Below are 25,077 nucleotides of genomic sequence, written 5' to 3'. Positions count from 1 at the left end.
CCGTCGTGACCTCAAAAGTCATCGCGCGCCCTAGCGGCGCCAGGCGAAGCCGATCAGGAAGCCGATGCCGAGCGCGACACCGACGGTCGCGAGCGGCCGCTGCGTGATCGCGTCTTCCAGTGTCTCCTCGATCGAGCCATAGGCGTCCTGCGCCGCGCCCATCATCGCGCTGCCGCGTTCCGAGAAGTCGTCGAGCGTCGAATCCACGTTGTCGCGCGCCTGCTTGTAGCCACGCCGGGCCTGCTTGCCGGTGGCGTTGGCAAAAGTGTTGAGCGCGTCGGTGATCTGGTCGGTGAGGGCGGCGATATCGTTTTTCACGGCTGCTACATCCTTCTCGAGGCGTTCTGCGGTGGCTTTGTCGGTCCAGTCTCTCATCCTGGCTTCGCCATCGGTTATTGACATCACAAGCTCCGAACTGTTGGCGGTGAGATGGGCGGAAAACGTTTGGTTGTGGTGGAAGTTCCGTTTGCGGAGCCTGTCATCCCTGCGGCAATTGCGGCGATTTCTCCGGCAGCAGATGCTCCTTCAGAATCAGCCCCACGATGAGGAGCGGAGACGACAGGAAGGCGCCCATCGGCCCCCATAGCCAGGTCCAGAACGCCAGCGCGATAAAGACGGCGAGCGCGTTCAACGACAGCCTGCGGCCGATGATGGTCGGCGTGACGAAGTGCCCCTCCAGGAAGGTGACACCGCCGAAGGCGAGGGCCGCCATCAGGCCGCCGCCGATGGTCGGGAATGCGACCAGCCCGACCACGGCCAGCACGACGAACATCGCGACCGGTCCGATGATCGGAATGAAGTTAAGCGCAGCCGCAAGCGCGCCGAGCCCGGCCGGATTGGGCATGCCGGTGGCCGCGCAGACGATGCCGGTGGCGATGCCGACGCCGAGATTGATGACCGTGACCGTCAGCAGATAATTGCCGAGATGAACCTCGATCTCGTTAAGGATTCGGAGCGTGCGCAGCCGCGCGTCGCGGTCGGTGAAATTCATGATCATGGCGCGCCGCAGATCGCGCCAGCTCGCGATGAACAGGATCAGGGTAGCGAAAAACAGCAGGAATTCAGCGAAGGTCGGTGACACGAATTCCAGCGTCGGCTGCACCCATTCCATTTTCGGCAGGGGGACACTCGGCAGGCCATCGGAGCCGCCGACCATCGTTTGCAGTTCCTTCCACAGCGCGAGTGGCCGGTCGAACACGTGCGCCTTCTCTTTCAGCTGCGCCCCCAGTTCCGGGAGGCGTGAGCTCCACTCCATGGCGGGCACGGCGATCAGTGCAACAACGAAGGCGACCACCGTCGTCACTGCGATTACGATCAGCACGGCGCCGAGGGCGCGCGGAACGTGCCGCCGCTCGAGAAAGCTTGCAGCGGGCGACAACATAGTGCCGGCGACGACGGCCATTACGACCGGGAGGAAGAAAGCCTTGGCAAAATAGAGCACCGCGATAATGGCGATCAGGAGCAGGCCCGCGAGTGCATAGGCGACGAACTCGGTACGCCGGATCACCGGCGGCAACTCGGCATGGCTGTCGGGAAGCGGGGTACCTTCGTCGTTGCTGGAAATCAGACGTTCACCGGGAAGGACGCGCACAATTTCTCTCCCCGCACGGAGGGGTCCGGGCGCCCATAGGTCATCGGGGAAACGCCCGACGGCCGCCACGGTTCCATCGCGGCTTCGTGAAGTTACGCTCGCTTGACTGTGACGTTGTTGCTGCAGACGCCGGCGGAACTTGAACCGGTTCTGCTGCGTTTGTTGTGAAGCCGCATCACTCAAGATGCAGACATCACACGGGGCAGCACATGACAAAATTCTCAGTCGTCGGTCGCAGCTTCTCGCCGCGCGTCGTCACCGCTTTTGCCTTTGCGACAGCGTTGCTGACGGTACCCTTCGCAGCACAGGCCCAAACGCTCGGTTTCGCGCCGATACAGCCGCAGGCCTATCCGAAGGACCAGACTTATTCGCAGGGCTACACGAGCGAGGCGCCGCAGGCCGCGGATGAGGATGCGGCGCTGCCGGATCGGCTGCGCCGGCAGATCGTGAGCTTCGACCGCAACGAACCGGCCGGCACCATCGTCATCGATACCGCCAACACCTATCTCTATTATGTGCTCGGCAACGGCCGCGCCATGCGCTACGGCGTCGGCGTCGGTCGCGAAGGCTTCACCTGGTCGGGCGTCCAGAGCATCACCCGCAAGGCGGAATGGCCGGATTGGCATCCGCCGGCAGAGATGATCGCGCGTCAGCCTTATCTGCCGCGCTTCGTCGCCGGCGGCCCCGGCAATCCGCTGGGGGCGCGCGCGATGTATCTCGGCTCCAGCCAATACCGCATCCATGGCACCAACGATCCGACCACGATCGGCAAGTTCGTCTCGTCCGGCTGCATCCGCCTCACCAATGAGGACGTCAGCGACCTCTTCAGCCGCGTCAATGTCGGTGCCAAGGTCGTGGTCCTGCCGAAGAATGCGCCGCTGATGGCGCGCGGCGGCGATCCCCTCCGCAAGCGGCCGGCGGTGACGACGCTGCCCTCGGGGCGCCAGGCGCTGAACATCTCAGCGTCGTCGGTGGATTAAGAGTTTAAGTGAGGTCACATGATGAGACGTTCGATCAGCAGGCTCGCTGGCGGAACGGCCGCGTTCGTCACGATCGCTTCCCTCGGCCTTGCGCTGGCGCCTTCGGCGCATGCGGAGGACTTCTTCTCGGCGCTGTTCGGCGGCTTCCGCGCCCGGCTGGCGCCTGAGATCCGGATGCCGTTCCCGAGCGACGACATGCCGCGCTACGACGCGCCACGCCAGCGCGCGTCCTATGGTGGCGGCACGGCCTATTGCGTGCGCGGCTGTGACGGGCGTTATTTCCCGGCGCAAGGCAACGACGCCGAGAGCAAGGCGCAATCCTGCAAGAGCTTCTGCCCGGCGTCGGAGACCTCGCTGGTCTATGGCAGCAACATCGACGAGGCCACGACCGACAGCGGCAAATCCTATTCCGACCTGCCGAACGCCTTCCGCTATCGCAACGAGATCGTGTCCGGGTGTACCTGCAACGGCAAGGATCCGGCCGGCCTCGCTTCGCTCAAGGCCGAGGACGATCCGACCTTGCGCAAAGGCGATATCGTGGCAGGTAGCGACGGCCTTGTCGTCGCCAACCGCAACGCCAACGATCGCCGCGGTATCGCGATGAACTTCTCCCCATTGCCGGAGTCGGTGCGGGCCAGATTCCGCCAGGTGCCGGTGGTGGCGAAGGAGTAGGGGCCGGAATCCCTTACGCCGCGCGGATCTTGCCCAGGAAATCGCTGACCTGATTGCCGAGCTGGCGGCTCTGGGTCTCCAGCATCTGCGAGGCCTGCTTGACGTTGTCGGCGGCGCCGGCTGCGGTGTCGGCATCCGCCTTCACGCCGGTGATGTTGTCGGAGACATTCTTGGTGCCCTGCGCGGCATATTGCGTGCTGCGCGTGATCTCCTGCGTCGCTGCGCCCTGCTCCTGCACGGCGGCGGCAATTGCGGTGGCGACCTCGTTGACCTCGCCGATGATGCCGCCGATCGCCTGGATCGCGTTGATGGCATCGCCCGCGACCCTCTGGATGTCGGAGATCTGCTCCGAAATCTCCTCGGTCGCCTTCGCGGTCTGGCTCGCCAGCGATTTCACCTCCGAGGCGACAACCGCAAAACCGCGGCCGGCTTCGCCGGCACGGGCGGCCTCGATCGTGGCGTTGAGCGCGAGCAGGTTGGTCTGCGCCGCGATGGTGTTGATCAGCCCGACGACCTCGCCGATGCGGCCGGCCGATTGCGCCAGCCCCTGCACGGTGCCGTCAGTCTCGCGCGCCTGGTTGACGGCGCGGCTGGCGATGCCGGCGGCATGGGCGGCCTGCTGGCTGATGTCGTTGATCGAGGCGCTCAGTTCCTCGGCGGCGGCCGCAACGCTCTCGACGCTGGTGGAGGCGTCGTTGGAGGCCTTGCCGGCGACCTCGACGCGCTCGTTGGTCTGGCGCGACACGGCGGAGAGATCGCCCGAGGTCTTGCGCATCTCGGCCGAGGCATCGCTCAATTCGCCGAGCGACTTGCGTACCACGCCTTCGAACTCGCCGACATAGGCTTCCACTGCGCGCTGGCGCGCGGCGGCGCCGGCGTTGCGCTCGCGCTCCTGCTCCTCGATCTTGAGCTTGTCGATCGCCTGCTGCTTGAAGGTCTCGAGCGCACCGGCGAGCGAGCCGATCTCGTCGTGACGGTCGAGATAGCCGCTGTCGACGCCGAGATCGCCGCCGGCGACCTTGAGCATGGCATCGCGGATTCGATGCAGCGGCGTGATCACGCGGCGGCTGACGGCCAGCATTGCGGCCCCGGTCAGAACGATGGCGGCGATGAGCAGGGCGGTATTGACGATCAACCACTGGACGGCGGTTGAGCGCTCTGTCGCGGAATGATCCTTGGCGGCCTGCAGCGCCGCATCGGCAAGCTTCACCGCGGTCATCATGCGGGGCACCGAATAGGGGCTCCACTGGTTGGCGGTCATCGACGCTTTCTCGCCCTTGGCGATGGCTGCGATAATTCCGTCACGCGTGGTGGCATATTGCGGATCGAAATAAGTCGACTTGGCTTCGGACATCGCCGAGCTCAACGCTGGCGGCAATTGCATGCCGGTCGCGGCGAGCTCGATCGCGTTCCAGGCGGTCTCGGTGCCGCCGACCCATTTCGTGTAGGCGAGCTGGACTTCCGGCGCGATCTTGCCGCTGCCGAGCGCATTGCCGACGATCAGCGAGGATTCGCCGGCGTTCAGGCGCAGCAGCCAGGCCATCTGCTTGATCATCAGCAACTGGTCGATCGTGGCGTCCTGGTGGTTGACGCTCGCGGCAAGAAGCGGCGACAGCTTCTCGAGCACCGACATCAATCCGTCCTCGCTGTCGGTGTATTCCTTTGCCAGCGCCGCGCGGCGCGACGCTTTCGGCTTGGCGGCTTCGGTCCAGAATTCGGTCTGCGCCGCGAGCAGCGCCTTGTTGAAGCGGTCGAGGTCGGTCGCCATCGCCTCGCGCTGGGGCATCTCGATCGAAGGCAGGATCTCGAGCGTGCGGGCCAGCGCGGGCATCAGCGCTTCGCGGATATCGCGGATGTATTTTTCGATGTCCTTGTCCATCGGGACGTCGGAGGTGAGCTGGCGGTTGCTGGTCGAGCGGTCGGCCCGGATGTTGGCCATCGCCTTGAACACTTCGGCCGACGCCGCCGAAACCCCGACGATTCGGTTGGCCTGCTGCAGCTGGCCCCATGAGCTCCATGCGCTGATCGAGAAGCCGATGACGACGACGAGCGCGGTGGAAAGAATCACCGCTTTCAGCAGCGTGGATACGGTCAAGCGGTTGAGCATCGGACACCCCGGTACGCGTTTCGAAGTTCGTGCCCCGGAACGGCAGCCCCACGAACTTCGAAACCAAGGGATGCGCGCAATCAACGCGCCTGCATACAGCAGGCGCTCCGGCGCATTTGGCCTGAAAAGGGTAAAGACTTAGACAGTGTGCCTGCCGTAAAATTACGTATTACGCCGCGCGGATCTTGCCGAGGAAGTCGCTGACCTCGTGGCCGAGCTGGTTGCTCTGGGTCTCCAGCATCTCGGAGGCGCTCTTCACATTGTCTGCGGCCGCGGCTGCTGCATCCGCGTCGGCTTTCACGCCGGTGATGTTGTCCGAGACGTTCTTGGTGCCCTGCGCCGCATATTGGGTGCTGCGGGTGATCTCCTGCGTCGCCGCGCCCTGCTCCTGCACAGCAGCCGCAATCGCAGTTGCGACCTCGTTGACCTCGCCGATGATGCCGCCAATGGTCTGGATCGCGTTGATCGCATCGCCCGCGACCTTCTGGATGTCGGCGATCTGCTCGGAGATCTCCTCCGTCGCCTTCGCCGTCTGGCTCGCCAGCGACTTCACCTCGGAGGCGACGACGGCAAAGCCGCGGCCGGCCTCACCCGCGCGCGCGGCCTCGATGGTGGCGTTGAGGGCGAGCAGATTGGTCTGCTGCGCGATGGTGTTGATGAGGCCGACGACCTCGCCGATGCGGCCTGCGGACTTCTGCAGGCCCTGCACGGTGCCGTCGGTCTCGCGCGCCTGGGTGACGGCGCGACCGGCGATCCCCGCGGCATGCGCGGCCTGCTGGCTGATGTCGTTGATCGAGGCTGAGAGCTCTTCGGCGGCGGCGGCGACGCTGTCGACGCTCATGGAGGCGTCATTCGAGGCCTTGCCGGCGACCTGGACGCGGTCGTTGGTCTGGCGCGAGACGGCGGAGAGATCGCCTGAGGTCTTGCGCATCTGGCCCGACGCATCGTTCAGCTCGCCGAGTGTCTTGCGCACCGCGCCCTCGAACTCACCGACATAGGCTTCCACTGCGCGCTGGCGCGCGGCAGCTCCAACGTTGCGTTCGCGCTCGTGCTCCTCGATCTTGAGCTTTTCGGTGGCCTGCTGCTTGAAGGTCTCCAGCGCGCCGGCAAGGGCGCCGATCTCGTCCTGGCGATCGAGATAGCCGCTGTCGACGGCGAGATCACCGCCGGCGACCTTGAGCATGGCATCGCGGATGGTGTTGAGCGGGTTGATGACGCGGCGGCTGACCAGCATGATCGCGCCGACGGCAAGGCCGATCGCAAGCGCCAGCAGCACGAGCTGCACGATCAGCGCGCGCTGCGCAGCACCGCGTTGATCGAGGGTGTGCGCCCTGGCGGCGTCGAGGGCGGCTTCGGCGACCGCAACCGCGCTCGCCATACGGCCGACCGTGATCGGGCTCCACTGGTTGGCCGTCATCTCGGCCTTCTCGCCCTTGACCAGCGTGTCCGCGAGGCGGTCACGCAAGGCCAGATATTGCGGATCGAAATAGGCGGTCTTGGCTCCGGCCATGGCGGAGGCGAGCGCCGGCGGCAGCTGCATGCCCGAGGTCGACAATTCCAGCGCCTTCCACATCGCGCTCGTGCCGCCGACATATTGCGTATAGTTGTAGCGGGCTTCCGGCGTGATCTTGCCGGCGGCAAGCCCCATCGAGACGATCAGCGAACCTTCGCCTGCGGTGTTGCGCAGCAGCCAGGCGTTCTGCTTGATCGACAGCAGCTGGTCGATCTCGGCGTCCTGATGGTTGACGGTGGCGGCCAGCGTGTTCCCGAGATTATCGAGAACGTCGAGCAGGCCCTGCGTCGTCTCCATGTATTCCTTGGTCAGGCCCGCGCGGCGCTGGTCCTTCGGCTTGACGACGTTCTCCCAGAACTCCTTCTGCTCCTCGATCAGCAGTTTGTTGAGGCGTGCGAGCTCCGGGACCAGCGTGCCGGATCGCGGGAAGTCCATGCTCGGCAACAGCTCGAGCGCGCGTGCCATCGCCGGCATCTGGGCGTCGCGCAGGGCGCGAAGATATTTGTCGATCTCGGAATCCATCGGATCGGTCGCGGCCAGCAGCCGCGAGGTGGTGGAGCGATCGGTGCGCAGATTGTGCATCGCCTTGAACAGATCGGCGGAGGCGTCGGCGATCGCTGAGATGCGGTTGGCGGTCTTGAGGCGATCCCAGGACTCGTAGGCTGTGAGCGAGAGCGCGATCACCACGCAGATCGACGTGATCGCGATCACTGCCTTCAACAGTGCGGATACGGTCAGGCGATTGAGCATCGAAGTCCCCCCAAATTCCCATTTTAAAGTTCGGCAAGGGCGCCCCGGCAAAATCGAGAAACGGGGGGCGGTCGCATCGGCAATCGCATACCGTTCGCGGCACGCAGGCCGTACGGTTTCCGCATCTGAAACGAAAAGGGTAAAGTTTTAGGCAGGCAGCCTGCCGGTAGAATTACGCATTTACTAGAAGTTGTAATGGGTTGCGCGGATGGAACCGGCGCGAGAGGCAGGCGTTAGGATCTCGTTAGCAATTTGCCTGAAGGGGGCCTTGCGATGTTGGTCGGCGTACTCGTCACCTTTCTCGTCATCATTCTTGTGCTTTATCTCATCAACATGCTGCCGATGGACGGCCGCGCCAAGCAGATCGCGCGCGTCGTGGTCATCATCATCGGCATCGTGTCGCTGCTGAAATATCTCGCGGTGTTTTAGCGGGTGTGATCGCCGCAACAAAAAAGCCCCGGCTTGCGCCGGGGCTTTTGATGTTCGAGCAAGCGGCCTTATCAGTCCGCCGCCTTTTTAGCCGAGTGCCTTCGCCTCGCGGCGGCGCGCGATGAGGATGTATTCGGTGTAGCCGTTCGGCTGCTCGCGGCCCTTGAAAATCAGGTCGCTGGCGGCCTTGAAGGCGACGCCGTCGAAGGCGGGCGCCATCGGCTTGTAGATCGCATCGCCGGCGTTCTGCTTGTCCACGACCACAGCCATGCGCTTGAGCGACTCCATCACCTGTGCCTCGGTGATGACGCCCTGGTGCAGCCAGTTGGCGAGATGCTGGCTGGAGATGCGCAAGGTGGCGCGGTCTTCCATCAGGCCGACATCGTGGATGTCGGGCACCTTGGAGCAGCCGACGCCCTGGTCGATCCAGCGCACGACGTAGCCCAGAATGCCCTGGCAGTTGTTGTCGATCTCCTGCTTGACGTCATCGGGCGCCCAGTTCGACTTCGACACCGGAATGGTGAGGATGTCGGAGAGCTTTGCGCGCGGCCCGCCCTTGGTCAGCTCCTGCTGGCGCGCGGTCACGTTGACCTGGTGATAGTGCAGCGCGTGCAGGGTCGCGGCGGTCGGCGAGGGCACCCACGCCGTGGTAGCGCCGGCCTGCGGATGCGCGAGCTTCTGCTGCAGCATGTCCGCCATCTTGTCCGGCGCAGCCCACATGCCCTTGCCGATCTGGGCATGGCCGGGCAGGCCGTCGATCAGGCCCATGTCGACGTTCCAGTCTTCATAGGCCTTGATCCAGGCCTGCGCCTTCATCTCGTTCTTGCGGATCATCGGACCCGCTTCCATCGAGGTGTGGATCTCGTCGCCGGTGCGGTCGAGGAAGCCGGTGTTGATGAACATGATGCGCTTGGAAGCGCGCTGGATGCAGGCCTTGAGGTTGACGGTCGTGCGCCGCTCCTCGTCCATGATGCCGACCTTGAGCGTGTTCTCAGGCAGGCCCAGCATCTTCTCGACGCGGTCGAAGATCTCGCAGGTGAACGAGACCTCGTCCGGGCCGTGCATCTTCGGCTTGACGATATAGGCCGATCCGGTGCGGCTGTTCTTGACCTTCGAGTTGCCCTTGAGGTCGTGAATGGCGAGCAGCCCCGAGACCACGGCATCGAGCAGGCCTTCGGGCACTTCCTCGCCGGCCTCGTCCAGCACCGCGTCGGTGAACATGTGGTGACCGCAATTGCGCATCAAGAGCAGGCTGCGGCCATGCAGCTTCACTTCGCCCTTTCCGTCCGGCGTCTTGTAGCTGCGGTCGGCGTTGAGCGAACGCGTCAACGTCTTGCCGCCTTTTTCGAAGTCCGCCGACAGCGTGCCGTTCATCAGGCCGAGCGTGTTGCGATAGACCAGCACCTTGTCCTCGGCGTCGACGGCGGCGACCGAGTCTTCCATGTCGAGGATGGTCGATACCGCGGACTCCATCACCATGTCGGCAACGCCGGCCGGATCGTCCTTGCCGATCACGCTGCTGCGGTCGATCTTGACCTCGATATGCAGGCCGTTATTGGCGAGCAGCACAGCGGACGGTGCGGCCGCATCGCCCTGGAAGCCCGCGAACTGCGCGGCGTTCTTCAGCGCAGTGGCGTTGCCGCTCTTCAGCTTCACCGCGAGCTGGCCCGCGACGACGCTGTAGGCGGTGACGTCGGTGTGGCTGCCGGTCGCGAGCGGCACGGCGGCATCGAGGAACGCCTTGGCCTTGGCGATCACCTTGTCGCCGCGCGCCTTGTTGTAACCCTTGCCGCTCTCTGAAGGGTCATGAGGGATCGCGTCGGTGCCGTAGAAGGCGTCGTAGAGCGAGCCCCAGCGCGCATTCGCTGCGTTCAACGCGTAGCGCGCGTTGGTGAGGGGCACGACCAGCTGGGGGCCGCAGATCTTGCCGATCTCTTCGTCCACATTGGCAGTCTCGACCTTCTGCGTCGCGGGCTCGGCGACGAGATAGCCGATCTCCTTCAGGAAGGCGGTGTAGGCGTCGAGGTCGAACGCCTTGCCCTTGCCCGCGCGGTGCCAGTCGTCGATCTTGGCCTGCAGCGAGTCACGGAAGGCGAGCAGCGACCGGTTTTTCGGCCCCAGCTCCTTGATGATGGCGGCTACGCCCGCCCAGAACGCATCCGGCGCGATCCCGGTTTTCGGGGCGGCTTCCTTGGCGATGAAATCGAAAAGGACGGGGGCGATCTTCAATCCGTGGGCGTCGACGCGTTTCATGATGGTCTTTCTTGTTGGAAATGGCTGTTTTTGGCTGCTTTTGACCCGACAGCAGCAAAATGCGCCCACGCGGGGCGGCTTTCGGGACTTATTAGCCCCAAAATCGGGGCGGTGAGAAGACCCCCGGCGCCTGTCAAAATGTCAAGGAGAGGGGGCGGCCCAGCGCTCCGCTGTCATTCCCCGCGAAAGCGGGGAATCCAGTACGCTGCGGCTTCTCCGCATCCCAACGCTGTCTCTGGAATAGTGGGTCGCCCGGTCACGCCGGGCGACGACAGCTGGGAATAGGACGGCCTCAAATATTCGCCGCGAGATCCACGACCTCGTCGAACAGCACGCCGGTCGTCTTCAGCATCTGCTCGATCTCATCCGCGGCCTCGGCAACCGTCCGCGTCGAGGTGTCGATCACGAGCTCGGCGGCCTCGGGCCGCTCGTAGTCGTTGCCGATGCCTGTAAAGGAGGCAAGGGCGCCGGCGCGGGCCTTCTTGTAATGGCCCTTCGGATCGCGCTCCTCGCAGATGTCCGCAGGCGTTGCGACATGGATCTCGCGGAACGCGGTATCCGCGATGCGACGTGCGGTGGCGCGGTCCTCGCGGGCCGGTGAGACAGCCGCGACGATGGCGATGTGACCATTGCGGGCGAGATGGGTTGCGACTTCGGCAAGCCTGCGGATGTTCTCGCTGCGATCGGCGGCGGAGAAGCCGAGATCGCTGTTCAGGCCCGCGCGCACCGTGTCGCCGTCGAGCAGAATCGGCGAGCCGCCATTGGTGAAGAGACGCCGCTCCAGCGCCTTTGCCAGCGTCGACTTGCCGGAAGCCGGCAGGCCGGTAAGCCAGACCACCGCGCCATTGTGCTGATAGCGCGCGGAGCGCTCGTCGGGCCGCAGCGCCGATTCCACCGGCACGATATCGACCGGCACGGCGCGCTGGCCGGCATCGACCGACAGCACCAGGCCGCCGCCGGCGATGCGGCCGGAGACCTCGATCACGAGGCGGCCGGTGCGCGGATTCTCGGTGTAGGGATCGGCAGCAATCGGGTTGGACAGAGAGATGTCGATCTCGCCGACATGGTTGCGGCCGATCGCCTTGTTCTCGCGGCTCTCGAGCTCGCCCGGATCGACCGCCTTCTCGATGGCGACGACGGTGGCGCGGCTCTCTTTCGGCCCGCAGCGGACCAGCAGCTGGTCGCCCTTGGCGAGCGGCTTGTCGTGCAGCCAGAAAATGCGCGCGCGCAGCCGACGCGTCTCGCGCGGGGCGGCGTCGGCATGGGCGATGATGTCGCCGCGCTCGATGAACAATTCGCGGTCGAGCGTGATGCCGACCGAGCGGCCGGCGCCCTGACGTCCCGCGACCGGCGTCACCGGCCAGCTCTCGACCGTCTTGATCTTGGCGATCTTGCCGGCCGGCATGACGACGATCTCGTCGCCGGCAATCAGGCTGCCGGATTCGATGCGGCCGGCGACGATGCGGCGATCGTCGAACTTGTAGATCGCCTGCACCGGCAGGCGCAGCGCCAGCGCTTCCAGCGGCCGCGCCGGCTCGAGCCGATCAAGCGCCTCGACCACGGTCGGACCCTTGTACCAGCCGATCCGGTCGGTGCGCTCGGCGACGCCGTCGCCATCGCGGGCGGAGATCGGGATCACCGCCGTGGGCGTCACGCCGAGGCCTTGCAGATGCGCGGAGATTTCGTCGCTGATTTCCTTGAAGCGCAGGTCCGAGAAATCGACGCGGTCCATCTTGTTGACGACGACCGCGACCTGCTTCACGCCGAGCAGATGCAGCAGATAGCCGTGACGGCGGGTCTGGTCGCGCACGCCTTCGAGCGCGTCGATGATCAGCACCGCGCCGTCGGCCTGCGAGGCGCCGGTGATCATGTTGCGCAGGAATTCGGCATGGCCGGGCGCGTCGATCAGCACGATATCGCGCGAATTGGTGCGGAAGCGGATCTGGGTGGTGTCGATGGTGATGCCCTGGTCGCGCTCGGTCTGCAGCGCATCGAGCAGGAACGACCATTCGAACGGCATGCCGCGCCGCGCGCTGACGGCCTTGAGCATCTCGAGCTTGCCGTCGGGCAGGCTGCCGGTCTCGTGCAGCAGGCGGCCAACCAGCGTCGACTTGCCGTGGTCGACATGGCCGACGATGACGATGCGCACTTGCGGACGCGTGGTGCCATTCGGGGTCGCAGGCGAAGCGGGGGTGACGATCATGTTCATACGACGCTCGCGTCCTTGATCAGAGATAGCCGGCGACGCGCAGGCGCTCGAAAGCGTCCTCGGTCTCGTGGTCGAGCGCGCGGCCGGCGCGTTCCGGCACCTTGGTCTGCTCGAGCTCGGCCAGGATCTCGTCGATGTTCTTCGCGGTCGATGCGACCGGATTGGTGATGTCCTGATCGCCCAGCGAGCGATAGCGCTTGCCGTCCTTGGCGAGATACAGCGGGATGATCGGGATGTTCTCGCGCTTGGTGTAGGCCCAGATGTCGGCTTCGGTCCAATGCAGGATCGGGTGGATGCGCAAATGCGCGCCTTGCGGCGGCGACGCGTTGAAATGATCCCAGAACTCCGGCGGCTGGTCGCGCACGTCCCAATTGCCTTCGAGGCCGCGCGGCGAGAACACGCGCTCCTTGGCGCGGGTGGCTTCCTCGTCGCGGCGAATGCCGGCGATCAGGCCGTCAAAGCCGTATTTGCCGAGTGCCATCTTCAGGCCTTCGGTCTTGCGCGCGGCGGAACGGGCGGCCGGCGGCAACGTTGGGTCGACGGCATCGATGGGCGGGCACGGCTCGACGCGCAAATCGAGCTCCCACTCCTTGCCGTAATGATCGCGGAAGCGATACATCTCCGGAAACTTCTTGCCGGTGTCGACATGGAGGGCCGGGAACGGCAGGCGGCCGAAGAACGCCTTGCGCGCCAGCCAGATCATGACGTTGGAGTCCTTGCCGAGCGACCACAGCAGGGCGATCTTCTTCAAACGGGCAAAGGCCTCGCGGAAGATGTAGATGCTCTGCGCTTCCAGCTGGTCGAGATGGTCCATGCTGGGGGCGGTCAGCTCGACCGGAATTTGCTGGGAAACGGGAGCCTGGGAGTCCCGTCCATCTGCACCGGAATTGTCCTTGAGAAGATGCATCTCTGCCACTTTGCGTTTGGAGGCGAAAATTCTATAGTTGCGCTGCAGAAGAGAAGAAAAAATTTTCTCTTTGCGCGTCAGAAACGACACATATATAGAAAATAATTCCAGTCAACCCCAGATGTGGGGGAAGCGAGTATCGCATGCGGTTCTTGCCGGTGTTCCTCGATCTCAAGGCCGGTCCGGTGGTCCTCATCGGCGCGGGTGAGCTTTTGCGCGCAAAACTGCGCGTGCTCACTGCTGCCCGTGCGCGCATCCGCGTGCATGCGATCGACGGCAATCAGGATCTGGGTCCGAGCTCCGATGACGCGGCGCGTATCGAGATCGTGACGAGCGATCCGCTCACGGCCGATCTTGCAGGTGCAATCGCCATCGTCTGCGCAGGTGCCGGCGATGTCGGCGTGGCGATGTCGGCGCGGGCGAAGTCGCTTGGTCTGCCGGTCAACGTCATGGACGACCTCGAACATTCCAGCTTCATCTTCCCGGCCATCGTCGATCGCGGCGATGTCGTGGTCGCAGTCGGTACCGGCGGGACCTCGCCGGTGGTGGCGCGGCGCGTGCGCGAGAAGATCGAGGCGCTGCTGCCCGCGCGTATCGGCGAGCTCGCCGAGTTCATCGGCGGCTTTCGCAAGTCCATCAACGAGCGCATTGCCGAGTTCCCGCTGCGCCGCCGCTTCTGGGAGCGCGTCATCGACGGCCCGATCGGCGCCGCCGTCTTGGCCGGCCGCAAGGGCGAGGCTGACACAGCGCTCAAGCAGATTTCCGATCCGTCCGCGTTCGCGCGCGCCGACAAGCCGGAAGGCTCGGTCGCGCTGGTCGGCGCCGGCCCCGGCGATCCCGATCTCCTCACCATCAAGGCGCTGCGCGCGTTGCAGGATGCCGACATCGTCTTTCATGACGAGCTGGTCTCGCCGGAAATTCTCGATCGTATCCGCCGCGACACCACGCGCGTTGGTGTTGGCCGTCGGGTCGGCAAGCCCGGCATCGGCCAGGATGCCATCAACAAGCGCATGATCGAGGCTGCTCAATCCGGCCAGCGTGTCGTGCGGCTGAAGGGCGGCGATCCCTTCGTGTTCGGCCGCGGCGGCGAAGAAGTCGAAGCGTTGCGCGCGGCGGGTGTCGCCTATTCCATCATTCCCGGCATCACGGCGGGTCTCGGCGGCGCCGCCGATTTCGAGGTGCCGCTCACCTACCGTCACGAAGCGACCCGCATCACCTTCCTCACCGCGCACAAGGCGCGCGACGCGGAGACGGTGGATTGGTCGACGCTGACCGATACCAAAATGACCGTCGTGGTCTACATGGGCATGACCGCTGCGCCCGCCATTCGCGCCGGCCTGTTTGCCGCCGGCCGCTCGCCGGAGACGCCGGTCGGCGTATTTGCCCGCGTCACGCGGCCTGATGCGCAGGGCGCGATCGGCACGCTGCGCGACCTGCCCGAGCTGGTGCGGCGGACCAATGGCGGTCCCGCCATCCTCATCATCGGCGACGTGGTCCGGCATGCCGGCTCGCTTCGCCGCCAAACACCCAAACAAATCATCTCTGACCTCCTGGATGCTGCCGAATGACCTCTCCTCTCCAACAGAAACTCAAAATCAACGGTTCTTCCGTCGTGACCGCCAACCGCACCTGGGACGGCGTCGTCGTCTATCGCACCGCCGCCAAGGGGTGGTCGGTGGAACTGACCGATGCCGCGATCGTGCGAAACTCGGATGAGGCGAAAGCGTTGCTCGCCGAGGCCGTGGCCGATGACGTCGGCGCGATCGGCCCCTATATCGCGCCGGTGCAAGTCGACGAAGCCGGCAAAATCCTGCCGGGCAATCTGCGCGAGCAGATCCGCCGCGATGGCGTGACGATCGACTTGCCGGTTTAACCGCGGGTCGAGCTGTAAGGCACTTCAATCATGTATGCTTACGACGAAATCGATCGCACGCTGGTCAACGAGCGCGTCTCGGAATTCCGCGACCAGGTGCAGCGCCGTCTCTCGGGCGAGCTCACCGAAGACGAATTCAAGATGCTGCGCTTGCAGAACGGCGTCTATCTGCAACTGCACGCCTACATGTTCCGCGTCGCGATTCCCTACGGAACGCTGGCGTCGAACCAGCTGCGGCAGCTGGCCCATGTCGCGCGCAAATACGACCGCGGCTACGGTCATTTCACCACGCGCCAGAACATCCAGTTCAACTGGATCAAGCTGTCGGACCTGCCGGATGCGCTCGCCGATCTCGCCGAGGTCGGCATCCATGCGATGCAGACCTCCGGCAACAACATGCGCAACGTCACCTCGGACCAGTGGGCCGGCGTCGCGCCCGGCGAGATCGAGGATCCCCGCATCTGGTCGGAGCTGATCCGCCAGCACACCACGCTGCATCCGGAATTCTCGTTCCTGCCGCGCAAGTTCAAGATCGCGATCACCGCGTCGGACCACGACCGCGCTGCGATCAAGGTGCACGACATCGGCCTGCGCCTGATCAAGAACGAGAAGGGCGAGACCGGCTTCGAGGTGCTGGTCGGCGGCGGTCTCGGCCGCACGCCGTTCATCGGCAAGACCATCAAGCACTTCGTCCATGGCCGCGATCTCCTGAGCTACATCGAGGCGATCCTGCGCGTCTACAACCAGTACGGCCGCCGCGACAACATCTACAAGGCGCGCATCAAGATCCTGGTGCACGAGCTCGGCATCGAGAAATTCTCCCGCGAGGTCGAGGAGGAATGGCAGCACATCCGCTATTCCTCGCTCCAGATCGACAACGAGGTGATCGAGGATATCCGCTCGCGCTTCATCTATCCGGCTTATGAGAAGCTGCCGCACATGCCGGACGAGCTGCGCCAGGCCGCGGCCGACCCCGATTTCGAGGCGTGGCGCAAGAACTCGGTCGCCGCGCACAAGAACCCGGGCTATTCCATCGTCACGATCTCGCTGAAGCCGATCGGCGCGCCTCCGGGCGATGCCACGGCCGAGCAGATGGATGCGCTGGCCGATCTCGCCGATAAATATTCGTTCGGCGAGATCCGCGTCGGTCACGAGCAGAACCTGGCGCTGCCGCACGTCGCCAAACGCGACCTGCCGGCGTTGTGGAAGGCGCTCGACAAGCTTGGCCTTGCCACGCCGAACGTCAATCTGATCACCGACATCATCGCCTGTCCGGGCCTCGACTATTGCTCGCTGGCGAATGCGCGCTCGATCCCGATCGCGCAGGAGCTGACGCGGCGCTTCGCCAACCACGAGCTCGCCAATCTGATCGGGCGGCTGCACATCAACATCTCCGGCTGCATCAATGCCTGCGGTCATCACCATGTCGGCCATATCGGCATTCTCGGCGTCGAGAAGAACGGCGAGGAGGTCTACCAGATCACCATCGGCGGCCGCGCCGACGAGAGCGCCGCGCTCGGCAATCTGATCGGCCCCGGCGTCAAGTTCGACGAGGTCGCTGACGTCGTCGAAGACATCGTGGAGGCCTATCTGGCGCTGCGCGAGCGGCCGGAGGAGCTGTTCGTCGACACGGTGAAGCGCCTCGGCGTCGAACCCTTCAAGGAGCGCGTCTATGCCACTCGTTAACGGCGGAAAAATCGCCGACGACAGTTTTGTCAAGCTGGCCGTCGACACGCCGCTGCCCGAGAGCGGCGACATCCTGGTGCCGGCCGAGCGCTTCCTGGGCGAAGCCGACGCGCTGCTCAAGCGTGCGGGCAAGATCGGCGTGATCTGGCCGAACAACCGCGACATTGCCGACCTCGTGCCGTATCTCGGCAAGCTCGCCACCGTTGCGCTGGTGTTCCCGAGCTTCCGTGACGGACGCGCCTATAGTCAGGCGCGACTGCTGCGCGAGCGCTACGGCTATCGCGGCGATCTGCGCGCCACCGGCCAGGTGCTGCGTGATCAATTCGTGTTCATGCTGCGCGCCGGCTTCGATTCCTTCGAGGTCAAGAAGCAGGCTGATGCGGAAGCCTTCATGCAGACCGCGAAGCGCTATTCGGTGTTCTACCAGCCGACCGGCGACGGCCGGATCACGGCGCTGCATCGGCGCATGCAGCTACGTCACTCCGAGGGTGTCGGCACGTGAACGCGATGGCTACTCAATTTGCATCCCAATCCACGTCGGTGTTGCCGATCGCGGACGAGCTCGACCGTGCTTTGCGCGACGCCACTCCGGCCGAAATCATTGCCGCGGCGCTGAAGACCGTCGGCCGCGATCACCTTGCCGTGGTGTCATCGTTCGGGACGGAGTCGGCCGCGCTGTTGAAGGTGATGGCAGATGTCGATCCGGCGATTCCGGTGATCTTCCTCGATACCGGCTGGCTGTTCGAAGAGACACTAGCCTATCGCGACACGCTGATCGCCAAGCTTGGCTTGAGAGATGTTCGTTCGATCAAGCCGCTGGAGGAGGATCTGAAGCGGGACGATCCCGATCAGGAGCTCTGGTTCTCCAATCCCGATGCCTGTTGCCGCATCCGCAAGGTCGAGCCGCTGGCGCGGGCGCTGAGGCCGTTTTCGGCGTGGGTCAATGGCCGCAAACGCTTTCAGGGCGGCGTGCGCGCCGACATTCCGGTCGTCGAGGTGGATGGCGCGCGGCTGAAGTTCAATCCTTTCGCCAATGTCTCGCGCGAGGAGATCAAGGACATCTACGCGCGTGCCAAATTGCCGCAGCATCCGCTTCAAGCGTCGGGTTTCATGTCGGTTGGGTGTATGCCTTGCACGAGCAGAACGACCGAGGGCGAGGACGAGCGCGCGGGTCGTTGGCGCGGCCGCGCCAAGACAGAATGCGGCATCCACACGATGAAGATTTCGTAGCACAGGCAAGCTGCCCGGCTGCGAACAAGAAAATCCGGTTCCGTTGACTTAAGCCCGTTTCGCCCTGAGTTATGCCCGCATGCCATCGATGACGCTGAAGTCGTCGAGGTAAATGGAGATGGACATGATCCGCCGTATCGTTCCGCTCGCGGCAGGCCTCCTCTGGGCTAGCTCGGCTCTCGCCGCTGATATCAATCTGCTGAACGTGTCGTACGATCCGACGCGCGAGCTCTATGTCGATTTCAACAAGGCGTTCGCGAACGCCTATCAGAAGGAAACCGGCAAGAGCGTCGAGATCAAGCAGTCGCATGGCGGCAGCGGCTCGCAGGCGCGCAGCGTGATCGACGGATTACAGGCCGACGTGGTGACGCTCGCGCTCGCCTACGACATCGACGCCATCGCCGGCAAGGGCCTCACGGCAGCCGATTGGCAGAAGCGCCTGCCGCAGAATTCATCACCCTACACGTCGACCATCGTGTTCCTGGTGCGCAAGGGCAATCCGAAGGGCATCAAGGACTGGGACGATCTGCTCAAGCCGGGCGTCGCCGTGATCACGCCGAACCCGAAGACCTCGGGCGGTGCGCGCTGGAATTACCTGGCGGCCTGGGGCTTTGCGCAGAAGAAGTACGGCTCGGCTGACAAGGCCAAGGAGTTCGTCGGCAAGCTCTATCAGCAGGTTCCGGTGCTCGACACCGGCGCGCGCGGTGCGACCGTGACTTTCGTCGAGCGCGGCGTCGGCGACGTGCTGCTTGCCTGGGAGAACGAGGCCTACCTTGCGCTGAAGGAATTCGGTCCGGAGAAATTCGAGATCGTGGCGCCGCCGCTGTCGATCCTCGCCGAGCCGCCAGTCGCGATCGTCGACAAGGTTGCCGATAAAAAAGGCACGCGCAATGTCGCGGATGCTTATCTCCAGTACTGGTACACCAAGGAAGGGCAGGAGATCGCTGCGCGCAATTTCTACCGTCCACGCGATGCCGAGATCGCAAAAAAGTATGAAAACTCCTTCGCGAAGGTCGAGCTGTTCACGATCGACGAACTGTTCGGCGGCTGGACCAAGGCGCAGAAGGAACATTTTGCCGACGGCGGCGTCTTCGATCAGATCTACAAGAACTGATCGGGCGCTGTCGGAGGGGTTTTAACAGGGGGCCTGGTGAGCGTAATCGCAGCACGACGCCGGACGTTGCCGGGCTTCGGTCTCACGATGGGACTGACGCTGACCTGGCTGTCCGTCATCATCCTGATTCCGCTCGCCGGGCTGTTCCTGAAGTCGCTCGAGCTAAGCCCCGAGCAATTCTGGAACATCCTCTCCAGCCGCCGTACCCTGAACGCGCTCCGTGTTTCCTTCGGACTTGCCTTCGCGGCGGCCTGCGTCAACCTGGTGATGGGCAGCGTCATCGTCTGGGCGCTGGTGCGCTACCGTTTCCCGGGCCGGCGGCTGTTCGACGCCATCGTTGATATTCCCTTCGCATTGCCGACGGCCGTTGCCGGCGTCGCGCTGACCTCGTTGTTTGCCGAGAAGGGCTGGCTGGGGGCGCCGCTTGCCGCGCTCGGCATCAAGGTCGCGTTCACGCCGCTCGGCATCTTCGTCGCCATGATCTTCATCGGCATCCCCTTTGTGGTCCGCACCGTGCAGCCGGTGCTGCAGGATCTCGATGTCGAGATCGAGGAGGCCGCCGGCAGCCTCGGCGCCAGCCGCTGGCAGACCATCATCCGCGTGATCCTGCCCTCGCTTGCGCCGGCGCTGCTCACCGGTCTCGCGCTCGCCTTTGCGCGCGCGGTCGGCGAATACGGCTCGGTGATCTTCATCGCCGGCAATCTGCCCAACGTCTCCGAGATCGCGCCGCTGCTGATCGTGATCCGGCTGTCAGAATACCGTTACGCCGATGCGACGGCGATCGCGGTTGTCATGCTCGTCGTGTCGTTCGTCATCATCTTTGCTGTCAACCGGCTCCAGCGCTGGGCGCAGAGCCGGATTCCGGCGCGGTGAGGTTGCGACGATGACGATGCAGATCGCAGATTCCGTCCAGTTCCCGGCGTCCGACGCAAAGTCGCGCGTGCATGCGGCCGCCGCGCGGGATACCCTTCGCACCGAGCCGCGGGCGGTACGGATCGCCATCATCACTCTCGCGATATTGTTTCTGTCCGTCTTCGTCGTGCTGCCGCTGGTGGTGGTGTTCGCGCAGGCCTTCTCGAAAGGCATCTTGGCCTATCTCACCGCGCTCACTGACCCGGAGGCACTGTCCGCAATCAAGCTGACGCTTGTGGTCGCGGCGATTTCGGTCAGCCTCAATCTCGTGTTCGGCCTGGTCGCGTCCTGGGCCATCGCCAAATTCGAATTCACAGGCAAGACTTTCCTGATCACGCTGATCGACCTGCCGTTCTCGGTCAGCCCGGTGATCTCGGGCCTCGTCTTCGTGCTGTTGTTCGGCGCGCAAGGCTATTTCGGCGGCTGGCTCAGGGATCACGACATCCAGATCCTGTTCGCGGTGCCCGGCATCGCGCTCGCCACCACCTTCGTGACCTTCCCCTTCGTGGCGCGGGCGCTGATCCCCTTGATGCAGGAGCAGGGCACGCAGGAGGAGGAGGCCGCGATCTCACTCGGCGCCTCCGGCCTGCAAACCTTCTTCCGCGTCACGCTGCCCAACATCAAATGGGGCGTGCTCTATGGCGTTCTGCTGTGTAACGCGCGCGCGATGGGCGAGTTCGGTGCGGTCTCCGTCGTCTCCGGCCACATCCGCGGTGAGACCAACACGATGCCGCTGCTGGTCGAGATTCTCTACAACGAGTACCAGTTCGTCGCCGCGTTCGCGATCGCCTCGCTGCTCGCAATGCTGGCGCTGATCACGCTGATCGCCAAGACCATTCTCGAACGTCATCTCGACGAAGGACACGACGTCAATGACCATTGAAGTCAAAAATCTCGTCAAGAGGTTCGGCAGCTTTGCAGCGCTCGACGGCGTCGACCTCAAGGTCAATGACGGCGAGCTGCTCGCGCTGCTAGGCCCCTCCGGCTCCGGCAAGACCACGCTGCTGCGGATCATCGCCGGCCTGGACTGGCCTGATTCCGGCGAGGTCGCCTTCAACGGCGAGGACGCGCTGGCGCAGGGCGCGCGCGAACGCCATGTCGGCTTCGTGTTCCAGCACTACGCGCTGTTCCGCCACATGAGCGTGTTCGAGAACGTCGCCTTCGGCCTGCGCGTGCAGCCGCGCGCGGTCCGGAAAGACGAGGCGACGATCCGCGCCCGGGTCAAGGAGCTGCTGGATCTCGTGCAACTCGACTGGCTCGCCGACCGCTATCCAAGCCAGCTCTCCGGCGGCCAGCGCCAGCGCATCGCGCTGGCCCGCGCGCTCGCGATCGAGCCGCGCATCCTGCTGCTCGACGAGCCCTTCGGCGCGCTCGATGCGAAGGTGCGCAAAGAGCTGCGCAAATGGCTGCGCTCGCTGCATCACGAGATCAACGTCACCTCGATCTTCGTCACCCACGATCAGGAAGAGGCGCTGGAAGTCGCCAACCGTGTCGTCGTGATGGACAAGGGCAGGATCGAGCAGATCGGTTCGCCCGACGACGTCTATGAGACGCCCGCGACCGCGTTCGTCCACGGCTTCATCGGCGAATCCATCGAGCTGCCGGTCCAGGTCGAGGGCGGCGTCATCAGGCTCGGCGATCGCCCGCTGCGGCTTGCGGCAGACGGGCTTGCGCCTGGCGCGTCAAAACTGTTTGTACGGCGACACGACATGCTGGTCGGCCCGCCCGGCTCGGGCGCCTTCGAGGGCGCCGTGCAGCACGTCCGGAATTTCGGTCCCGTGCAGCGGGCCGAGGTCGCATTGTCCGGCGGCGAGACCATCGAGATCGACGCCCCGCGCGACCGGGAACTGCGCGCCGGCGACACGATCGGCCTCGAGCCCCGCCGCTACCGCATATTTGCGGGCGCCTGAGCCGCCCCGTCGGGTCGAATTTTCCTCAAAATTCACCTTTCAGCCACGGTTGGTATGCAACAACGGCCCCTCATTGGGGGCCTGATTCATGCGCGCCGCGGCCGCAATTCTCTTTCTTTTGCTGCTCGCCGGCTGTGCAGGCAACGAAGCGCCGGTCCAGCAGCCGACGATGTATGCCGACATGTCGGTCCCGGGCGCCAAGCTCGATGCGCCGGCGGCCGCGATCATGATCTCGCAGTACCGCCAGAACAACGGCCTCGGCACCGTCATCGTCGACCCCGATCTGATGCGGCTCGCCGAATCCCAGTCCAATGCCATGGCTACCGCCAACAAGATGGACCATGATGTCCGCGCGCCGCTCGCCAAGCGTCTTGCCGCCGGCGGCTATCCCGCGACCGTGGCGGTCGAGAACATCTCGGCCGGCTATCATACGCTGGCGGAAGCGTTTTCCGGCTGGCGCGACTCTCCTCCGCACCGCGCCAACATGCTCAAGGGCGGTGTCACAAAATTGGGCATAGCGGCGAGCTATGCTCCAGGCACCAAATACAAGGTGTTCTGGACCATGATCCTGGCGTCGACCGATCCCCGATAAGCCAGACTTGATCCCGGGATGCATTGACGCCGCGGCAGACTGTCGCCACGGTGGCTCGCCTTCTGCTAATGTTCCTGAATGACAGATCATAGCCCGGAAGTCGCAACAGTCCCCGCGAAGGCGCAGCGTGTCCTGGTTCTCCAGGGCGGCGGTGCACTTGGCTCCTATCAAGCCGGCGCCTATCAGGCGCTATGCCATTTCGACTTCGAACCGGAATGGGTTGCCGGCATCTCGATCGGCGCGGTCAATGCCGCCATCATCGCCGGCAATGAGGGCCACACGCGCGTCAAGCGGCTCAAGGAATTCTGGGAGATGGTTTCCGCGCCGGTGCCGTGGAAGCCGATCGGCAAGAGCGACCACAGCCGCGAGCTGTTCAATTCCACCAGCGCCGCGTTGATCGCGACGTTCGGCGTGCCCGGCTTCTTCACACCGCGCATCCCGCCCGCGCCGCTGTGGCCGCCGGGCAGCCCGCAGGCCGAAAGCTATTACGACACCGCGCCGCTGAAGAAGACGCTGGAGCGTCTGGTCGATTTCGACCGCATCAATGACCTCAAGACCCGCCTGTCGGTCGGCGCCGTCGGCGTCACCTCCGGCAACTTCAAATATTTCGACAATTACGAGTTCAAGAAGCTCGGCAAGAAAATCGGCCCCGAGCACGTCATGGCCTCCGGCGCGCTGCCGCCGGGCTTTCCCTCGGTCGTGATCGAGGGCGAGCATTATTGGGACGGCGGCATCGCCTCCAACACGCCGCTCGACTTCGTGCTCGATGCCGAGGTCGATCGCGACATGCTGATCTTCCAGGTCGACCTGTTCAGCGCCCGCGGTGACTTGCCGAATTCGCTGCTCGAGGCGACAGAGCGCGAAAAGGACATCCGCTTCTCCAGCCGCACGCGGATGAACACCGACAAGAACAAGCAGATCCACAACGCCCGCAGGGCGGTGCGCGACCTCATCGGCAAATTGCCGGACTATCTGAAGAACGACCCGTCCGTCGAATTCCTCGCAAAAGTCTCGCGCGAAAGCACGGTCACCGTGGTGCACCTGATCTATCGCAGCAAGAACTACGAATCCTCGTCCAAGGACTATGACTTCTCGCATGTCGCGATGGTCGAGCATTGGGAAAGCGGCGTGCGCGACGTGCATCTGTCGATGCGCCACAAGGACTGGCTCGAGAAGCCGCAGTCCGGCGAGACCATGGTGACCTACGATCTCACGGGGGACTTCACCGCGCCCCCGCCAAAAAGGAGCGAATAATATGGGTACTCTGTCAGGCAAGAACGCCGTCGTGACCGGTTCGACCAGCGGCATCGGGCTCGCCTATGCGCGCGCCTTTGCGGCTGCCGGCGCCAATGTCGTCATCAACGGATTCGGCTCGCCGGAGGACATCGAGAAGGAGCGCGCCAAGATCGAGTCCGATTTCGGCGTGAAGGCGGTCTATTCGCCGGCCGACATGACCAAGCCGGCCGAGATCGCCGGGATGATTGCGCTCGGCGAGAAGTCGTTCGGCTCGGTCGACATCCTCGTCAACAATGCCGGCATCCAGTTCGTCTCGCCGATCGAGGAATTCCCGATCGAGAAGTGGGACCAGATCATCGCGATCAACCTGTCCTCGGCCTTCCATGCCATTCGCGCCGCCGTCCCCGGCATGAAGAAGAAGGGCTGGGGCCGCATCATCAACACCGCGTCGGCGCACTCGCTGGTCGCTTCGCCCTTCAAGTCGGCTTACGTTTCGGCCAAGCACGGCATCGCCGGCCTGACCAAGACCGTGGCGCTGGAAGTCGCGACCAACAAGATCACCTGCAACTGCATCAGCCCTGGCTATGTCTGGACGCCACTGGTCGAGAAGCAGATCCCGGATACGATGAAGGCCCGCAACCTCACCCGCGAGCAGGTCATCAACGACGTGTTGCTCGACGCCCAGCCGACCAAGGAGTTCGTGACCTCCGAGCAGGTCGCAGCACTGGCGCTGTTCCTGTGCGGTGACGATGCCGCGCAGATCACGGGTACGAACCTGTCGATCGACGGCGGCTGGACCGCGGAGTAACGGCGGCGATGCAGTAGGGTGGGCAAAGGCGCGTCAGCGCCGTGCCCACCATCTTTCTCCGATCGAAAAAAGTGGTGGGCACGCTTTCGCTTTGCCCACCCTACGAGACTGTGACTCTTTTTCGTATCGAGCGTCAGGCGGATATGATTCTCTAAGCAGATTGATTTGCTGGAGAGAATGATGTCTGACGACGGACTTTTTGGCGAATTGCCGGAACAGCCGGCGCCACAGACCGAAGCAGTGCCGCGAGGCGCCCCCCGGCTGCGCGAGCCTGTGCGCGATCAGGTCGAATTGCGAGCGGTCGA

22 protein-coding genes are annotated in these 25,077 nt (G+C 64.4%); 15 read left to right on the top strand and 7 right to left on the bottom strand.

Going from position 1 to position 25,077, the window contains the following annotated elements; all coding sequences use genetic code 11:
* Positions 1-30 precede the first annotated feature (30 nt).
* Complete coding sequence (locus tag FXB40_RS34785) at positions 31-402, bottom strand: ElaB/YgaM/YqjD family protein (protein ID WP_187437351.1); 372 nt, start codon at positions 400-402, stop codon at positions 31-33.
* 76 nt (positions 403-478) lie between these two features.
* Positions 479-1,591, bottom strand: coding sequence for an AI-2E family transporter (locus FXB40_RS34780; RefSeq protein ID WP_148776799.1), 1,113 nt, complete (start codon positions 1,589-1,591; stop codon positions 479-481).
* Between the two features lie 209 nt (positions 1,592-1,800).
* On the opposite strand from FXB40_RS34780, the gene FXB40_RS34775 reads away from it, so the two are divergent.
* Positions 1,801-2,571 carry a L,D-transpeptidase gene (locus FXB40_RS34775; protein WP_148776798.1) on the top strand — a complete coding sequence of 257 codons (771 nt, stop codon included), beginning with the start codon at positions 1,801-1,803 and terminating at the stop codon, positions 2,569-2,571.
* Positions 2,572-2,589: 18 nt separating this feature from the next.
* A complete protein-coding gene (locus FXB40_RS34770; protein ID WP_148776797.1) occupies positions 2,590-3,243 on the top strand; it encodes a DUF2865 domain-containing protein in 654 nt (217 codons plus the stop codon).
* Between the two features lie 13 nt (positions 3,244-3,256).
* Here FXB40_RS34770 and FXB40_RS34765 read toward each other — a convergent pair whose 3' ends face one another.
* A complete protein-coding gene (locus FXB40_RS34765) occupies positions 3,257-5,350 on the bottom strand; it encodes a methyl-accepting chemotaxis protein (protein WP_148776796.1) in 2,094 nt (697 codons plus the stop codon).
* Between the two features lie 169 nt (positions 5,351-5,519).
* Positions 5,520-7,613 carry a methyl-accepting chemotaxis protein gene (locus tag FXB40_RS34760; RefSeq protein ID WP_148776795.1) on the bottom strand — a complete coding sequence of 698 codons (2,094 nt, stop codon included), beginning with the start codon at positions 7,611-7,613 and terminating at the stop codon, positions 5,520-5,522.
* 273 nt (positions 7,614-7,886) lie between these two features.
* Between FXB40_RS34760 and FXB40_RS34755 the strand changes: the two genes are divergently transcribed.
* Positions 7,887-8,042: a Thivi_2564 family membrane protein gene (locus FXB40_RS34755; protein ID WP_084292245.1), complete on the top strand. Its 156-nt coding sequence runs from the start codon at positions 7,887-7,889 to the stop codon at positions 8,040-8,042.
* Between the two features lie 87 nt (positions 8,043-8,129).
* On the opposite strand, the gene FXB40_RS34750 is transcribed toward FXB40_RS34755, so the two are convergent.
* From FXB40_RS34750 to cysD, 3 genes are all read right to left on the bottom strand, one after another.
* The gene (locus tag FXB40_RS34750) at positions 8,130-10,295 is read right to left on the bottom strand and encodes a malate synthase G (protein WP_148776794.1); all 2,166 of its coding nucleotides are present in this window, start codon (positions 10,293-10,295) and stop codon (positions 8,130-8,132) included.
* Positions 10,296-10,587: 292 nt separating this feature from the next.
* Complete coding sequence (cysC, locus tag FXB40_RS34745) at positions 10,588-12,504, bottom strand: adenylyl-sulfate kinase (protein WP_148776793.1); 1,917 nt, start codon at positions 12,502-12,504, stop codon at positions 10,588-10,590.
* A 19-nt stretch (positions 12,505-12,523) separates the two neighbouring features.
* Entirely contained in the window at positions 12,524-13,318 is a 795-nt protein-coding gene (gene cysD, locus FXB40_RS34740) for a sulfate adenylyltransferase subunit CysD (RefSeq protein ID WP_148776848.1), read from the bottom strand.
* A gap of 236 nt (positions 13,319-13,554) precedes the next feature.
* Here cysD and cysG point away from each other — a divergent pair, with 236 nt between their 5' ends.
* From cysG to FXB40_RS34680, 12 genes are all read left to right on the top strand, one after another.
* Positions 13,555-14,979 carry a siroheme synthase CysG gene (gene cysG / locus FXB40_RS34735; RefSeq protein ID WP_148776792.1) on the top strand — a complete coding sequence of 475 codons (1,425 nt, stop codon included), beginning with the start codon at positions 13,555-13,557 and terminating at the stop codon, positions 14,977-14,979.
* The gene (locus FXB40_RS34730; RefSeq protein WP_148776791.1) at positions 14,976-15,284 is read left to right on the top strand and encodes a DUF2849 domain-containing protein; all 309 of its coding nucleotides are present in this window, start codon (positions 14,976-14,978) and stop codon (positions 15,282-15,284) included. The genes cysG and FXB40_RS34730 overlap by 4 nt, the downstream gene beginning before the upstream one ends.
* 30 nt (positions 15,285-15,314) lie before the next feature.
* On the top strand, positions 15,315-16,970 hold the full coding sequence (locus tag FXB40_RS34725; RefSeq protein ID WP_148776790.1) for a nitrite/sulfite reductase: 1,656 nt from the start codon (positions 15,315-15,317) through the stop codon (positions 16,968-16,970).
* On the top strand, positions 16,957-17,472 hold the full coding sequence (locus FXB40_RS34720) for a DUF934 domain-containing protein (RefSeq protein WP_148776789.1): 516 nt from the start codon (positions 16,957-16,959) through the stop codon (positions 17,470-17,472). Before FXB40_RS34725 ends, FXB40_RS34720 begins: the two co-directional genes overlap by 14 nt.
* Positions 17,469-18,200: a phosphoadenylyl-sulfate reductase gene (locus FXB40_RS34715; RefSeq protein ID WP_148776788.1), complete on the top strand. Its 732-nt coding sequence runs from the start codon at positions 17,469-17,471 to the stop codon at positions 18,198-18,200. Before FXB40_RS34720 ends, FXB40_RS34715 begins: the two co-directional genes overlap by 4 nt.
* A gap of 112 nt (positions 18,201-18,312) precedes the next feature.
* On the top strand, positions 18,313-19,314 hold the full coding sequence (locus FXB40_RS34710; RefSeq protein ID WP_148776787.1) for a sulfate ABC transporter substrate-binding protein: 1,002 nt from the start codon (positions 18,313-18,315) through the stop codon (positions 19,312-19,314).
* A gap of 36 nt (positions 19,315-19,350) precedes the next feature.
* Positions 19,351-20,187, top strand: a complete 837-nt coding sequence (cysT, locus tag FXB40_RS34705) for a sulfate ABC transporter permease subunit CysT (RefSeq protein WP_187437349.1) — start codon at positions 19,351-19,353, stop codon at positions 20,185-20,187.
* A gap of 10 nt (positions 20,188-20,197) precedes the next feature.
* Positions 20,198-21,109 carry a sulfate ABC transporter permease subunit CysW gene (gene cysW / locus FXB40_RS34700; RefSeq protein WP_148776785.1) on the top strand — a complete coding sequence of 304 codons (912 nt, stop codon included), beginning with the start codon at positions 20,198-20,200 and terminating at the stop codon, positions 21,107-21,109.
* Positions 21,099-22,136, top strand: a complete 1,038-nt coding sequence (locus tag FXB40_RS34695) for a sulfate/molybdate ABC transporter ATP-binding protein (protein ID WP_148776784.1) — start codon at positions 21,099-21,101, stop codon at positions 22,134-22,136. The genes cysW and FXB40_RS34695 overlap by 11 nt, the downstream gene beginning before the upstream one ends.
* A gap of 88 nt (positions 22,137-22,224) precedes the next feature.
* Complete coding sequence (locus FXB40_RS34690; protein ID WP_148776783.1) at positions 22,225-22,728, top strand: CAP domain-containing protein; 504 nt, start codon at positions 22,225-22,227, stop codon at positions 22,726-22,728.
* Between the two features lie 78 nt (positions 22,729-22,806).
* Positions 22,807-23,982 (top strand): DUF3734 domain-containing protein, encoded by a 1,176-nt coding sequence (locus FXB40_RS34685; protein WP_148776782.1) that lies wholly within the window; start codon positions 22,807-22,809, stop codon positions 23,980-23,982.
* Position 23,983: 1 nt separating this feature from the next.
* Positions 23,984-24,772: a 3-hydroxybutyrate dehydrogenase gene (locus FXB40_RS34680; RefSeq protein WP_148776781.1), complete on the top strand. Its 789-nt coding sequence runs from the start codon at positions 23,984-23,986 to the stop codon at positions 24,770-24,772.
* The last annotated feature ends 305 nt before the right edge of the window (positions 24,773-25,077 follow it).

This window comes from Bradyrhizobium rifense (assembly GCF_008123425.1).
GTDB classification, from domain to species: domain Bacteria; phylum Pseudomonadota; class Alphaproteobacteria; order Rhizobiales; family Xanthobacteraceae; genus Bradyrhizobium; species Bradyrhizobium rifense.
This window is presented reverse-complemented; position numbering and strand designations above follow the sequence as displayed.